The sequence below is a fragment of the Streptomyces sp. NPDC060194 genome (assembly GCF_042728285.1).
Lineage (GTDB): Bacteria > Actinomycetota > Actinomycetes > Streptomycetales > Streptomycetaceae > Streptomyces.
This window is the reverse complement of record NZ_JBHWZH010000090.1, coordinates 1-12,008: the sequence shown is the minus strand read 5'-3', so window position 1 is coordinate 12,008 and position 12,008 is coordinate 1. Positions and strand designations below refer to the sequence as shown.

The 12,008-nt window shown below is 75.2% G+C and carries 13 protein-coding genes; 6 read left to right on the top strand and 7 right to left on the bottom strand.

Features of this window, described 5'->3' with window-relative positions; all coding sequences use genetic code 11:
• Positions 1 to 123: 123 nt before the first annotated feature.
• The 7 genes from ACFWEG_RS19585 to ACFWEG_RS19555 all read right to left on the bottom strand — a co-directional run bounded on the left by ACFWEG_RS19585 (position 124) and on the right by ACFWEG_RS19555 (position 6,249).
• Complete coding sequence (locus ACFWEG_RS19585) at positions 124 to 525, bottom strand: VOC family protein (protein WP_387216700.1); 402 nt, start codon at positions 523 to 525, stop codon at positions 124 to 126.
• Between the two features lie 83 nt (positions 526 to 608).
• A complete protein-coding gene (locus tag ACFWEG_RS19580) occupies positions 609 to 1,817 on the bottom strand; it encodes a cytochrome P450 (protein ID WP_387216698.1) in 1,209 nt (402 codons plus the stop codon).
• 33 nt (positions 1,818 to 1,850) lie between these two features.
• On the bottom strand, positions 1,851 to 2,450 hold the full coding sequence (locus ACFWEG_RS19575) for a carboxymuconolactone decarboxylase family protein (protein ID WP_387216696.1): 600 nt from the start codon (positions 2,448 to 2,450) through the stop codon (positions 1,851 to 1,853).
• Positions 2,447 to 3,451 carry a 3-oxoacyl-ACP synthase III family protein gene (locus ACFWEG_RS19570; protein ID WP_387216694.1) on the bottom strand — a complete coding sequence of 335 codons (1,005 nt, stop codon included), beginning with the start codon at positions 3,449 to 3,451 and terminating at the stop codon, positions 2,447 to 2,449. The genes ACFWEG_RS19575 and ACFWEG_RS19570 overlap by 4 nt, the downstream gene beginning before the upstream one ends.
• Before the next feature lie 35 nt (positions 3,452 to 3,486).
• On the bottom strand, positions 3,487 to 4,722 hold the full coding sequence (locus tag ACFWEG_RS19565; RefSeq protein ID WP_387216692.1) for a beta-ketoacyl-[acyl-carrier-protein] synthase family protein: 1,236 nt from the start codon (positions 4,720 to 4,722) through the stop codon (positions 3,487 to 3,489).
• Positions 4,719 to 5,030, bottom strand: coding sequence for a phosphopantetheine-binding protein (locus ACFWEG_RS19560; RefSeq protein WP_387216690.1), 312 nt, complete (start codon positions 5,028 to 5,030; stop codon positions 4,719 to 4,721). The genes ACFWEG_RS19565 and ACFWEG_RS19560 overlap by 4 nt, the downstream gene beginning before the upstream one ends.
• Positions 5,031 to 5,184: 154 nt before the next feature.
• Complete coding sequence (locus tag ACFWEG_RS19555) at positions 5,185 to 6,249, bottom strand: 3-oxoacyl-ACP synthase III family protein (RefSeq protein WP_387216688.1); 1,065 nt, start codon at positions 6,247 to 6,249, stop codon at positions 5,185 to 5,187.
• 425 nt (positions 6,250 to 6,674) lie between these two features.
• Here ACFWEG_RS19555 and ACFWEG_RS19550 point away from each other — a divergent pair, with 425 nt between their 5' ends.
• From ACFWEG_RS19550 to ACFWEG_RS19525, 6 genes are all read left to right on the top strand, one after another.
• Positions 6,675 to 7,439 carry a sulfite exporter TauE/SafE family protein gene (locus ACFWEG_RS19550; protein WP_387216686.1) on the top strand — a complete coding sequence of 255 codons (765 nt, stop codon included), beginning with the start codon at positions 6,675 to 6,677 and terminating at the stop codon, positions 7,437 to 7,439.
• 79 nt (positions 7,440 to 7,518) lie between these two features.
• Positions 7,519 to 8,298, top strand: a complete 780-nt coding sequence (locus ACFWEG_RS19545; RefSeq protein WP_387216684.1) for a methyltransferase domain-containing protein — start codon at positions 7,519 to 7,521, stop codon at positions 8,296 to 8,298.
• A 97-nt stretch (positions 8,299 to 8,395) separates the two neighbouring features.
• On the top strand, positions 8,396 to 8,755 hold the full coding sequence (locus tag ACFWEG_RS19540; protein ID WP_387216682.1) for a hypothetical protein: 360 nt from the start codon (positions 8,396 to 8,398) through the stop codon (positions 8,753 to 8,755).
• Between the two features lie 376 nt (positions 8,756 to 9,131).
• Positions 9,132 to 10,685, top strand: a complete 1,554-nt coding sequence (locus ACFWEG_RS19535; RefSeq protein WP_387216680.1) for a M28 family metallopeptidase — start codon at positions 9,132 to 9,134, stop codon at positions 10,683 to 10,685.
• Between the two features lie 112 nt (positions 10,686 to 10,797).
• Positions 10,798 to 11,094 carry a type II toxin-antitoxin system VapB family antitoxin gene (locus tag ACFWEG_RS19530; protein ID WP_003955420.1) on the top strand — a complete coding sequence of 99 codons (297 nt, stop codon included), beginning with the start codon at positions 10,798 to 10,800 and terminating at the stop codon, positions 11,092 to 11,094.
• A 141-nt stretch (positions 11,095 to 11,235) separates the two neighbouring features.
• Positions 11,236 to 11,868: a LytR C-terminal domain-containing protein gene (locus ACFWEG_RS19525; protein ID WP_387216679.1), complete on the top strand. Its 633-nt coding sequence runs from the start codon at positions 11,236 to 11,238 to the stop codon at positions 11,866 to 11,868.
• The last annotated feature ends 140 nt before the right edge of the window (positions 11,869 to 12,008 follow it).

Genomic DNA, 12,008 nt, shown 5'->3' with positions numbered 1-12,008 from the left:
GGCGGGGGGGTGGGCCCCCCTCCCTGCGCCCCGGCGGGGCCGCCCCCCCCCCCCGCGCCGCCCCCGCCCCCCCGCGCCCCCCCCCCCACGGCGCTGTCCGTGTGCAGCGGCCGGGCCGGCCGGTCACTCCTCGCCGGTGACCGCCCATTCCACGAACTGCACGACTATCCCGTTCGGGTCCGTCACCTGGAACAACCGCTCGCCCCACGGCTCCTCGCGGATCTCCAGCGTCGGGACGACACCCTCCTCGCGCAGCCGCTTCTCCTCGGCGTCGAGGGCGGTGACGGTGAAGGCGACGATGATCCCCTCGGCCCGCCGGTCGCGCTGGTCGGCGGGGAGCACCTCGGTGCCGCGCTGGAGCAGGACGATGTCGGCGGCCGCGTCGTCCCGGGTCAGGGAGGCGAAGCCGGGCGCGGCCATGGCCTCCTCGTACCCGAGGTGCGCGACGAAGAAGTCGCGGGACGCGGTCACGTCGTCGACGGTGAGGGACAGGGTCGTGGTGGTGATCTCGGCGGTTCCAGTCATGTGTCCCATGATCGGTTCCGCCACCCCGCGGCGGGGGGCGTTCCGCGAATCTGTGGACAACCCCGCGGTTGTGGACAACCCGCTCACCAGCCGACGGGCAGCGCCTCCACCCCGTACACGATCTGCGAGCCGCCGAACCGGAGTTCCGCCTCCGGGACGGCCAACCGCAGCCCCGGAAGCCGCCGCAGCAGCGTCTCCAGGCAGATCTGCAGCTCGGCGCGGGCCAGCGCGTGCCCGAGGCACCGGTGGACGCCGAAGCCGAAGGCGAGGTGGCGGCGGGCGTCCCGCCCGAGATCGAGCTCGTCCGGACCCGCCGCCCCCGCGCCCTCGAAGACGCTCCGGTCGCGGTTGGCCGTCGACAGCATCGCCACCACCCCCTCGCCCGCGCGGATCCGGACGCCCCCGACCTCGACGTCCGCGGTGGCCGCCCGGCCGAGACCGAGGTGGACGACCGTGAGGTACCGCAGCAGCTCCTCCACCGCACCGGGCAGCCGGCCGGGCTCCGCACGCAGGCGCCGCGCCGCCGAGCCGTCCCCGCGCAGCAGCGCCAGGACGGACAGCGCGGTCATGTGCGCGGTCGACTCGTGCCCGGTGACCAGGAGCAGGAAGCCGAGGGAGGCGACCTCCTCGGGGCCGAGGTCCGGGCGGGCCGCCAGCCGGCTCAGGATGTCGTCACCGGGCTCGCGCGCCTTGCGGGCGGCCAGCGCGGCGAAGTAACCCATCAGCTCCCCATGGGCGTCCGCGATGCGCTCCGAACCGGCGGTGTTGTCGAGCAGGGTGCGGCTCAGCGCCTGGAAGTACGCGTGGTCCTCGTAGGGCACGCCGAGCATCAGGCAGATCACCAGGGACGGCACGGGCAGCGCGACGTCGGCCACCAGGTCGGCGGACCGGCCGCGCGCGGTCATCCGGTCCACGGCGTCGTCGACGATCCGCTGGATGCCCGGCCGCATCGCGTCGACCCGCCGCACGGCGAAGTCCCCGCTGACCGTCCGCCGCAGCCGCGCGTGCTCCGGGTCGTCGAGCCGGACGAAGCTCGGCCGGTCGGTCGCCAGCCGCCGCTGGCCCGCCGACAGGAACGGGAACCCCGGCGTGCGGGCGTCCGCGCTGAACCGGTCGTCCGCCAGCACGGCCCGCACCTCCGCGTGCCCGGTGACCACCCAGCACCGCGCCCCGTCGGGCAGCACCGCGCGCCCCACCGGACCACCGGCCCCGTAGGCGGGCGGAGGATCGTACGGACACCGCCCGTAGGGCGCGGGCAGGGCCACCGCGGTGTCCGGATGGGCCGTCGTCATGGAACCTCTCAGGTGGATCGCGGGCACAAGGCCTTACGGGGCGGGTCGTCGGCCGTCCGGCGGCCCGTGGAGGGGCGCCGGAGCAGGACCGCGGTCGCACTGCGGGTCGGGGGGCGTGCGCAGGGTGCGCAGGAGCGTGCAGACCATGGCGCACTGGCCGGCGAGGACGAGCAGCTCGACCAGCTGCCGCGGGGAGCGGTCCGCCGACAGCCGCGCCCACAGCGCGTCCGGCAGATCGGCCCGGTCCACCAGCGCGTCGGCGGCCTCCAGGACGGCGGCGTCCTGCGCGGGCCACGCACAGCCGTCCGTCGGGCGGGCGGTGGCGTCCGCCTCCGCCGCGGACAGCCGGCCGCGCTCCACCGCGTGCGCGCGGTGGCGGGACCACACGAAGGCGCCGCCGAGGCGGTGGGCGGTGCGCAGGACGACGAGCTCGCGGTCCCGCGCCGACAGCGTCCCCTCGTGCGTCAGCGTCCGGGCGAGCCCCAGCCAGGCGGCCGCGACGGCCGGGTGGTGGGCGAGCGTCCCGAAGAGGGGCTCCCGCCCGGGGCCGTCCGCGCGGGAGCCGTCCAGGAAGGCGCGCAGCGCGCCGGACCAGCGCTCCGGCGGCAGCGGAGCCAGCCGGGGAGCCCTCACCACTCGCACACCACCACCCCGGCGCTCGCCCCGCTGGCGAACCCGAACAGCCCCACCAGGTCCCCGCGCCGCAGGCGGCCCTCCCTGAGAGCGGTGGCGAGCTGCAGCGGGATCGTGTTCGTGGCCACGTTCCCGTGGTCGGGGAAGGTGGCCAACACGCGGTCGGGATCGACGCCGATCCACTCGCAGACGAGCCGGGTGAACGGGACGGACGGCTGGTGCACGCAGACCAGGTCGAAGTCGCCGGCCTTGACGCCCAGTTCGCCGACCGCCGCCCGGATCCGTTCGGGCAGGCCGTCGAAGGAGGCCGCCAACCGGGCGCTGTCGATGCGCAACCGGCCGAGTCGGCGGTGGTCGGCGTAGGCGTTGGGCAGGGTGGCGGCCGGCCAGCCCCGGGAGTTCGCGAAGAAGCGCGCCCCCAGGACGCCGGGCCTGGCCGAGGCCTCCACCAGGAGGGCCGACCCCATGTCGCCGGTGCTCAGGCTCGGCAGCGCCGACAGCGCCTCCGCGCGGTCGCCCACCGGCTCGTGCCAGCGGCTCTCCCGGGTGCTGACCTCGCCGGTGGTCACCAGGACCCGGCGGTAGCGCCCGGCCCTGACGAACGCGTCCGCGACCTCCAGGGCGTTCAGCACCCCGTTGCAGGCGTTCTTGAGGTCCATCACGGGAGCCGCCACCCCGATCTTGTCGGCGACGACGTGCGCGGTGGCCGGCTCCTCGTAGTCGGCGAGGATGCCGGCGAAGAGCAGCAGGTCGACGTCGCGGGCGTCGGTGCCGGACTCCGCCAGGACCGTCCGCGCGGCCCGCGCGGCGAGGTCCGAGGGCTGGTCCTCGGGGGGTGCGACGGTCCGCTGCCGCAGCCCGTACATGTGCTCCAGGACGCCGGGCGGGAGCCCGAGTCCCGGGTTGCGCCGCCGGAACAGCTCCTCCGCCTCGGCCGCGCTCTGCCGGCCTGCGGGCACGTGCACGGCGGCGTGGACCAGCGCGCTGTGGATCGGGGTCACCGAACGCCCTTCTCGCTCAGGGGGATCACCGCGGCTCACGCCGCCCGGAACGCCAGCACCACGTTGTGGCCGCCGAACCCGAACGAGTGGCTGACGGCCGCCCGCACCTCCTGGCGCCGTGCCCGGCCCGTCACGCAGTCGAGGGCGGGGAACGCCAGCCGGTCCGGCGTCAGGTTGGCGACCGGCGGAACGGTGCCGCGGTGGAGCGTGAGCGCGGTCAGCGCGGCCTCGATCGCACCAGCGGCGCCCAGGGCGTGCCCGAGGACGCCCTTGGCCGCGGTGACGCTCGGACCGTGCGGCAGCGACTGGCTGATCAACTCCGCCTCCGTGCGGTCGTTCAGCGTCGTCGACGTGCCGTGCGCGTTGACGTGGTCGACGTCCCCGCCCGCCAGCCCCGCGTCCGCGAGCGCGGTGCGCAGCGCCGTCCCGGCGGCCCTGCCGCCCGGTGCGGGGGCGGTCGGGTGGTGGGCGTCGGAGGACATCCCGACGCCCACCAGGTGCGCGTAGCCGCGGCCGCCCCGCGCGGCGGCGTCCTCGGCCCGCTCCAGGACCACGACGGCCGCGCCCTCGGCGATGACGAAACCGTCCCGGTCGACGGCGAACGGCCTGGAGGCGCCCGCCGGATCGTCGCCCCGCGCGGACAGCGCCCCCATCCGGTGGAAGCCGGTGGTCACCGCCGGGGACACCCCCGCCTCGGCGCCGCCGGCCACCGCGACGTCGCACGCGCCCGACCGGAGCAGGTCGCGGGCGACGGCGAGCGCGCTGGCCCCGGAGGCGCACGCCGACTCCGTCGACAGCGAAGGACCCCGCGCCCCGAGGTCGATCAGCACCTCGCCGGCGGCCATGTTGGGGATCAGCATCGGGATCAGGACCGGGGAGACCAGGTCGGGCCCGCCGGCCCTCAGGCGGACCGCCTGGTCCTCCAGGTGGGCGGCGCCCCCGAGCCCGGAGCCGATCACCACGGCCACCCGGTCCCCGTCCCAGGTCGCCGGGTCGAGGCCGGCGTCGGCGACGGCCTCGCGGGCGGCCAGCACGGCGAGCTGCGTGAAGCGGCCCATCCGCCAGCCCTTGCGGCCGCCGATGCGGGCCTCGTCCTCGGTCATCTCCGGCACCCGGCAGGAGAAGTCGACCGGCAGGCCCTTGAGTTGCGGGTCTCGCTCCGCGGTCGGCCGCCCCGAGCAGACCCCGGACCAGGTCGCCTCGCGGCCGATCCCGGCCGGGGTGATCATCCCGATGCCGGTGAGCGCGACCGCGCCGGACGGCCGGCTCACAGCGTGTCCGCCGCGGCGCGCTTGGCATTCAGCGTCATGAGGAGCTCGCCGACCGTGGTGTCCTTGGCGGCCTCGTGCTCCTCGACCTTGAAACCGAGCTCCTCCTGCAGCGCCAGGGCGAGTTCGGCGAGCGACAGCGAGTCCAGGTCGAGGCTCCCCAGGGTCGCGTCGGGAACGAGGTCGCCCGCCGGCACCTCGAACTTCCCCGAGAGCACCTCCTTGACGACGGCGTCCACGGACAGCCGGTCGGGGGCCGGTACGGCGGGCGCGGCAGCGGCGACGGCGGGGCGGGCAGCGGAGGACGACATGGGGGTGCCTTTCGGGAGACGGGACAGAGGGTGGTGACAGGTGTGGACGGGGTGCCGCGCGGGAACAGGCGGCGCGGGCCGGGCCGAAAACGCGCTCCTGGCAAGCGATCGCGTGCCTGTGGAGGTCGATCGGAACCGCGGCCCCTGAGGAGGGTCAGTCGGCGAGCGGAGCGGTGACCGGCTCCACCGGCGGCAGTTCGGGCCAGACGAGCGCGGTGGAGCCCCAGGTGAGCCCCGCGCCGAAGGCGGTGGCCAGCACGCGCTCCCCGGCGCGGAGTTCGCCCCGCGAGGCCGCGTCGGCCAGGGCGAGCGGGATCGAGGCGGCGCCGGTGTTGCCGACCCGCTCGATGTTGGTGACGTGCCGTTCCGAGGGGACGTCCAGGCGCTCCCCCACGGCGGTGAGGATGCGGGCGTTGGCCTGGTGGGTGACGAACCGGTCGATGTCGGCCGCCGCCCACCCGGTGCGGGCGAGCAGCGCGGCCGAGGACTCCGTCATGCGGGTCACCGCGTGCTGGAAGACCTCCCGGCCGCGCATCCGGAAGTAGCGGTCCGCGGGCCCGAACCGGCCCGGTTCCGCCCGCTCCCGGGCGCCGCCGGCGGCCACCTGGATCAGCTCCCGCTCGGCGCCGTCGCTGCCCAGGTCGAAGCCGAGCACCCGGCCGTAGGAGGCGGTCCCGGCGGGTTCGGCCGGTCCGGCCGCCCGCAGCAGGACCGCGGCGGCGCCGTCGGCGAAGACGACGCCCGCGCCCCGGTCGTCGGGGTGCACCAGGGTGCTGTACACCTCGGCGGCCACCAGGAGCACCCGCCGGGCCACCCCGCACGTCAACAGGCCGACGGCGGAGGCGAGTCCGTACACGAAGCCGGTGCAGGCCGCGGAGAGGTCCCAGGCGGCGACACCGCCGTACCCCAGCCGGGTGGCCAGCCAGGGGGCCATGGCGGGCATCGGCTGGTCGCCGGTGGACGAGGCGACCAGGATCGCGTCGAGCGGCGGTCGGCCGCTGCTCGCGAGGACCTTCCCGGCCGCCGTCAGGGCGAGGTCCCCGGTGGTGACCCCGGGCCCCGCCCAGTGGCGGGTGGCGATGCCGGTGCGGCGGCGGACCCACGGGTCGTCGACGCCCCAGGCGGCGGGCAGTTCGGCGTTGGCGACCACACGCGGGGGAACCCACCCTGCGATGTTCTCGAGAACGGCGGCCGGCACAGTGATCTCCCCTTCGCACACCGCTGAACCGTCACGACGGACCCCGTCACGGACAGTTACAGAAAGCTATCTTCCGGTGGCGAAGAGTAAAGCACGGGTGGCGCCGCATTGACGAACAGAGCTGGATTATTCGGACAGATGCCCTCAGGGTGACGCCCAACGGACCCGCCGATTCCGGCTCGTTGCCCGACGCGACCGGACCCGCGAACGCCCCCGCCGCACGAATGCCGCTCCAGGAGCCAGGATTGACGGGGGTCACGGCGCACAGGAAGATCGACGGCGGGCCCAGGGCGGCAACAACGCGACGGTGCCCGCCGACCGGTGACGACCCTTGACCACGGGCGGCGACGCGAGCGGCGGCCGCCGGGCGGGTGCCGACCCACCGCGCGCGCAGCGCCGCGTCCACACCCGCCGACGCGGGCCCCGTCACCCGAGAGGCACTCCCCTTGCACGCGCTCGAAGCCCTGGCCATCGGCGCCGCCGCGGTCGCCGCGGGCGGCATCAACGCCGTCGTCGGGTCCGGCACCCTGATCACCTTTCCCACCCTGCTGGCCTTCGGCTACCCGCCGGTCCTCGCGAACGTCACCAACACCGTGGGGCTGGTCCCGGGCGTACTGAGCGCGGTCTACGGCTACCGGCGCGAACTCAAGGGGCAGGGGGGGCGGTTGCTCAAGCTGGGCGCCGCCTCCCTGATCGGCGGGATCGCCGGCGCGCTGCTGCTGCTCCGGCTCCCCTCCGGAGCGTTCGACGCGATCGTCCCCGCGCTGATTCTGACCGCGTGCGCGCTCGTGGTCCTCCAACCCCGCCTGAGCCGCCGGGTGCAGGCCCGGCAGGACGCCCGCGGCGAGCACCGCGCGGACGGCGGTCCCGCGCTGTGGCTCGGCGTCCTCGGCACCGGCGTCTACGGCGGCTACTTCGGCGCCGCGCAGGGCGTGCTGCTCATGGGCCTGCTCGGCAGCGCGCTGCGGGACGGGCTGCAGCGGCTCAACGGGGTGAAGAACGTCCTCGCGGGGCTCGTCAACGGGGTCGCCTCCGTGGTCTTCGTCGCGGTCGCCGAGATCGACTGGGCGGCCGCCGGGGTGATCGCCGTCGGCTCGGCCCTGGGCGGGCTGCTGGGCGCCCGCCTCGGCCGCCGGCTGCCGCCGGTCGCGCTGCGCGGGCTGATCGTGGTGGTGGGTGTGACGGCGTCGATCGGGATGCTCGTCGGCTGACCACCGGACATCCGCGCGGACGGCCCCACGCCCCCGATAACCGGTGGCCGGCGCGGGGGCGCACTGCGAGCCTGGCGGGATGGACCACGCGCAGCGCACCTTCGACGACCTGGTGGCCGAGGCGGACGCCGCCTCCGTCGACGGCTGGGACTTCTCCTGGCTCGACGGCCGCGCCACCGAGGAGCGCCCCTCCTGGGGCTACCAGCGGTCCCTGGCGGAGCGGCTGCCCGCCGCGCGGGCCCTGCTCGACCTCGACACCGGCGGCGGCGAGGTCCTCGCGGGCGCCGCCGCGCTGGCGGGCGGCCTCCCGCCGGTCGCGGCCGCCACCGAGGGCTGGCCCCCGAACGCGGCCAGGGCGACGGAGCTGCTCCACCCGCTCGGTGCGGTCGTCGTCGCCCACTCCGGCGCGCCGCCCCTGCCGTTCGCCGACTCCGCCTTCGACCTGGTCACCGCCCGCCACCCCGTCGCGCCCCACTGGGCCGAGATCGCCCGCGTCCTGCGGCCCGGCGGTGCGTACTTCGCCCAGCACGTCGGCCCCGCGAGCGTCTTCGAGCTCGTCGAGTACTTCCTCGGTCCGCAGCCGGAGGCCGTACGGCGCGGCCGCCACCCCGACCGCGAGGCGGCGGGCGCCGAGGCGGCCGGTCTTGAGGTCGTCGACCTGCGCTCCGAGCGGCTGCGGACGGAGTTCCGCGACATCGGCGCGGTCGTGTACTTCCTGCGGAAGGTCGTCTGGATGGTCCCCGGCTTCACGGTCGACGCCTACCGCGACCGGCTGCGCGAGCTGGACGCGCGGATCCGCCGCGACGGCCCGTTCGTCGCCCACTCCGCCCGCTCCCTGGTCGAGGCCCGCAAGCCCTGACCGGGGCGGGCCCCACGCGGACCCCGGGTACTCCAACAGGGCGTTTCTCCCGCGCTCCCCGGGAGGGCCACGGCCCGGCGCGGGGACAACACTGCGCATGACCCCTCCGCACCGGACCCCGCGCACGGCCGCGGCGCCGCCGTGGGCCCGGCTCGGAGTGCTGATCGTGCTCGCGCTGGGCCTGCTGTTCGGCGCGGCCCAGACCGCGGGCGCCACGGCCGAGGGGGCCGCTCCGCCCCGCCCGCCGGCGGCCGTCGAGCCGGCGGAGGGGGCGCCCGAGTCGGCCGCGTCCGAGACGGACGCGCGGACCGCGCCGCGCCGCGCAGGCGGTACGGGCGGCGCGACCGCGCACCGCGTGGTCGCCCGCGCGGCCGCGGCGCCCGCTCGCCCCGCCCCCTACGCCCCGCCGGTCCCGGTGCCCGCCCTCCACGCCCGCTGCACGGTCCTCCGCTGCTGACCGCCCCCGCGGCGACGGGCGGTGACGCCCCGTCACCCGCCCGCCGCGCGCACCGGCACGTCAAGACGACCCGGCAGCCGGAGGAAGAACCCGTCATGGCAGTGGACCCGTACGCCGTCCTGTCCGCCCTCGTCCGCGCGGAGGCCGCCCGCGCGGCGGCCCCGCGACCGGAGGGCCCGGGGGCCGGCGGTACCCCGCGCACCCCCGACCCCGAACGCCCGCGCCCCGCGGACCGCGCCCCTGAACGACCGAACCGGAACGATCACTTCCGATCTGTCCGAGGTCGAAATCTGGACTGATTTCCCGCATTCGCGTTCACAGGGGCCTTTCTGATCGCTAGTTTCCCCTCAACTTCGTTCGCACCGGAAGGACCCCTGTGAACGCACGATCCCGCAGAGCCCTGGCGGTCACCGCCGCCGCGGCCCTCGCCACGCCCCTCCTCGCCGCCTCCCCCGCGCTCGCCCACGGCAAGCCGGCCGACCCCGCGAAGGAGGCCCGCAAACTCGCCGCGAAGCTGGTGAAGGGCGCCTCCGCCAAGGACGGCCTCAAGCACCTGAAGGCCTTCCAGGCGATAGCCGACGTCTCCAAGGACACCCGGGTCGCGGGTTCCCAGGGCCACAAGCTCTCGGCGGAGTACGTCGCGGCGCTGATGAAGCTCTCGGGCTACAAGGTCGAGCGGCACGAGTTCGACTTCGTCTACGTCGAGACGGTCGCCGAGTCGCTCAAGGTCGTCTCCCCGGCGCCCCGCGACATCCCGATCACTCTGATGACGTACACGGCGAACTCCCCGGCGGGCGGGGTCACGGCCCCCGTCTCGCACGTGAAGGTCGACGCCGACGGCACCACCGGCTGCGAGGCGGCCGACTTCGCCGCCGGCGCCTTCACCGGCAAGATCGCGCTCGTCAAGCGCGGCGGCTGCCCCTTCGCCCAGAAGCAGGCCAACGCCGCCGACGCCGGCGCGGTCGGCGCGATCATCTACAACAACACCGCGGGCCCGCTCAACGGGACCATCGGCGACCCGACCGCCGGCCGGATACCCACCGGCGGCATCACCCAGGCCGACGGCGAGGCGCTCGCCGCCGAGGTCGACAAGGGCGAGGTCAAGGTCACCCTCGACATCCGCGAGCTGCGCGAGAACCGCACGACCTACAACGTGACGGCCGAGACGCGCGGCGGGAACGCGGACAACACCGTCTTCCTCGGCGCGCACCTCGACTCGGTCGCCGAGGGCCCCGGCATCAACGACAACGGCTCCGGCTCGGCCGGTCTCCTGGAGACCGCCGTCGAGCTCGCCAAGTCGGGCGCCAAGCCGGCCAACAAGGTCAAGTTCGCCTGGTGGTCCGCCGAGGAGTTCGGCCTGCTCGGCTCCGAGGCGTACGTCGCGGACCTCACCGAGGCGCAGCGCGCGCAGATCAAGCTCTACCTGAACTTCGACATGATCGCCTCGCCGAACGCGGTGAACTTCGTCTACGACGGCGACGACTCCGACGGCGTCGGCGCGGGTCCGGGCCCCGAGGGCTCCGCCCAGCTGGAGCGGCAGATCACCGACTTCCTCGACTCCAAGGACATCCCGAACGAGGGCACCGACTTCTCCGGCCGCTCCGACTACGGGCCGTTCATCGAGGTCGGCATCCCCTCCGGCGGCACCTTCACCGGCGCCGAGGGCATCAAGACCCCCGAGCAGGCCGCACGCTACGGCGGTGAGGCCGGCGTCGCCTACGACCCCTGCTACCACCAGGCCTGCGACGACATCAAGAACATCTCGATGAAGGCCTTCGACGTCAACATCGACGTCATCGCCAACGCGGTCGGCACCTACGCCTACGACCTCAGCTCGCTGACGGCGCCGATCACCCCGCGGCCCTCCACCGGGAACAACACCGGCGGCGGCGGTCTGCACGAGGGCCACGACCACCACGTGGCGGAGTAGGGAACCGGCACCGCCACCACGGCCGAAGAGGTGCGCCGCCCCGTGCGGCGCACCTCTTTCCCGTCCCCCCACGAGGCTGCGCCGGACAGCGCTCGCCCGGTAGGCTTTCCGTGTGATCTTCAAGCGCATCGGAAACGGCCGGCCTTACCCCGACCACGGCCGGGAATCCACCCGGCAGTGGGCGGACGTCGCACCGCGCCCGGTCCGCCTCGACCAGCTGGTGACGACCAAGGGCCAGCTCGACCTGGAGACCCTCCTCGCCGAGGACTCGACGTTCTACGGCGACCTGTTCGCCCACGTCGTGAAGTGGCAGGGCGACCTCTACCTGGAGGACGGGCTGCACCGCGCCGTCCGCGCCGCGCTCCAGCAGCGCCAGGTGCTGCACGCCCGGGTCCTCGAACTCGGCTGACCGCCGGGACCGCACCGCTCGGCGCGGCCCGCCACCGGAGCACCGCCACCCGGAGTCGGCGATCCGCTCTTTCGGGTAGCCCCTGCATCCGGCGATGATCATTTAGTACGCAAGTCATCCCCCGCGCACTACGCTCGGTCCATGAGCATGCTCACTCCCCCCGGCATGGGCGGAAAGTACCGCGTCACGGGCACCGCGTACCCCCGTATGCGCCGCCCGCGGCGGCGTCGCAGGATCGTCCTGGTCCTGGTCACCTCGCTGGCCGTGGCGGGTCTGGCCGGTTGGGGGACCCTCCAGCTCGTCGACGTCTACTCCGGGACGTCCGACGGCGCCAAGGCGAAGGCGGGCGCCAAGGCCGGCTGCGCGCCCTCGGCCTCCCCGGCCGCGGTCAAGGCGGTCGCCCTGCCCGCCCCCGGCACCGTCACCGTCAACGTCCTCAACGCCACCCCCCGCAGCGGGCTGGCGAAGAAGACGGCCGACGAGCTGAAGAAGCGCGGCTTCAAGGTGGGCGAGGTGGGCAACGCCCCCAAGGCCTACGACAAGAAGGTCAAGGACGCGGCGCTGCTCCTCGGGGCGCCCGCCACCTCCGACGGCGCCTTCAAGGTGCTCGGCGCCCAGCTCGCCGGCGAGCGGACCGAGCACGACACGCGCTCGGGGAGGACCGTCGACCTCGTCATCGGGGACAAGTTCACGCAGCTCACACCGCGCAAGCAGGCGACCACGACGCTGACGGCGCTGAAGAACCCCGAGCCCGCCAGGGCGAAGGGCTGCTGAACGCAGGTCGGCTGCGGCATCGCGCACTGCGCGCTGGCCGTGGGGGGCGCCCCCCGAGCCCCGCCCCCCCGGGGGCCCGGGCCGCGCCGGCGCAGGCGCGGGGGGGGGGGGTGCCGCTGGGGTGTAGAAAAAAAACATGC

Excerpts from the sequence above, each read along its gene's own strand:
- ACFWEG_RS19585 (WP_387216700.1), bottom strand. The coding sequence starts at position 525 with ATGACTGGAACCGCCGAGATCACCACCACGACCCTGTCCCTCACCGTC.
- ACFWEG_RS19580 (WP_387216698.1), bottom strand. The coding sequence starts at position 1,817 with ATGACGACGGCCCATCCGGACACCGCGGTGGCCCTGCCCGCGCCCTAC.
- ACFWEG_RS19560 (WP_387216690.1), bottom strand. The coding sequence starts at position 5,030 with ATGTCGTCCTCCGCTGCCCGCCCCGCCGTCGCCGCTGCCGCGCCCGCC.
- ACFWEG_RS19545 (WP_387216684.1), top strand. The coding sequence starts at position 7,519 with ATGGACCACGCGCAGCGCACCTTCGACGACCTGGTGGCCGAGGCGGAC.
- ACFWEG_RS19540 (WP_387216682.1), top strand. The coding sequence starts at position 8,396 with ATGACCCCTCCGCACCGGACCCCGCGCACGGCCGCGGCGCCGCCGTGG.
- ACFWEG_RS19525 (WP_387216679.1), top strand. The coding sequence starts at position 11,236 with ATGAGCATGCTCACTCCCCCCGGCATGGGCGGAAAGTACCGCGTCACG.